The sequence below is a fragment of the Streptomyces sp. NPDC005374 genome (assembly GCF_042872225.1).
Classification (GTDB): domain Bacteria; phylum Actinomycetota; class Actinomycetes; order Streptomycetales; family Streptomycetaceae; genus Streptomyces.
Genome location: NZ_JBIAKA010000048.1, coordinates 1 through 1,330 on the forward strand (window position 1 = coordinate 1; position 1,330 = coordinate 1,330).

Annotated in this window: 1 protein-coding gene; it reads left to right on the forward strand. The window is 65.0% G+C overall.

Annotated elements, in window-relative coordinates:
* The first annotated feature begins 50 nt into the window (after positions 1–50).
* A protein-coding gene (locus ACFYRX_RS46755) for an IS3 family transposase (RefSeq protein WP_389113568.1) occupies positions 51–1,303 on the forward strand; the annotation gives its coding sequence in 2 pieces (ribosomal slippage) (positions 51–333 and positions 333–1,303; 1,254 coding nt in all).
* The last annotated feature ends 27 nt before the right edge of the window (positions 1,304–1,330 follow it).

The window sequence follows — 1,330 nt, forward strand, 5'->3', positions numbered from 1 at the left end:
TGAACCGTTCCGGGTTCGGTAGGGACTCGATCATTTGAGAGGATCGAGTCATGGCACGCCCTTCCCCTTACCCTCTTGAGCTGCGCAGACGAGCGGTCCGCATGGTCGCCGAGGTGCGGCCGGAGTACGACACCGAGTGGTCCGCGATGAAGGCGGTCGCCGCCAAGCTGGGGATCGGGACGACCGAGACGCTGCGGAAGTGGGTCCGTCAGGACCAGATCGACAACGGAGGCCGTCCGGGGACGACCACGGAGGAGTCCGCGCAGGTCAAGGCGATGAAGAAAGAGATCGCCGAACTCAAGCGGGCGAACGAGATCTTGAAGGCCGCGGCGAGTTTCTTCGCGGCCGAGCTCGACCGGCCACACACACGCTCGTAGCGTTCATCGACGAGCACCGGGACCGCTTCGGCGGTGTCGAGCCGATCTGCAGGACGCTCACCGAGCATGGCTGCCAGATCGCCCCATCCACCTACTACGCGGCGAAGAAGCGCCAGTTGGCGCCTTCGGCCAGGTCCGTGCGGGACACGGAACTCAAGGAAGAAATCAAGGAGGTCTACGAGACCAACTACCGGGTCTATGGCGCGAGGAAGGTCTGGAGACAGCTCAACCGCCAGGGCCACTCGGTGGCCCGCTGCACGGTCGAGCGACTGATGCGCGAGCTCGGCATCACCGGCGCCGTCCGCGGCAAGAAGGTGATCACCACCATGCCGGACCCGGCCGCCGCGAGGGCACCGGACCGGCTGGACCGCGAGTTCGTCGCCCCAGCGCCGAACCGAACCTGGGTAGCCGACTTCACGCACGTCGCGGCCTGGGCCGGCGTCGTCTACGTCGCTTTCGTCGTGGACACCTTCTCCCGCCGCATCGTCGGCTGGTCCGCGTCGATGTCGAAACAGACCCAACTCGTCCTGGACGCACTAGACATGGGTCTGTGGCAGCGCGACCGCGACGGCCGACCGCCGGAGCCCGGTGAGCTGATACACCACTCCGATGCCGGGTCCCAGTACACGTCTTTCCGCCTGGCCGAACACCTCGATGTCGCAGGCATCGCGGCATCGATCGGCTCGGTCGGTGACGCGTACGACAACGCGCTCATGGAGTCGACGATCGGCCTGTTCAAGACCGAAGTCATCAAACCGCAGCGGCCGTGGAAGACGCTCTCGCACGTCGAGCTCGCCACTGCCGAGTGGGTCGACTGGTACAACCACCGCCGACTCCACGGTGAGATAGGGCACATCCCGCCCGCCGAATACGAAGCCAACTACTACCGAGCGACCACGAAACCCCAGGTCACAGTCAACATCTGAGATCTCTATTGAACCCGGAACGGTTCA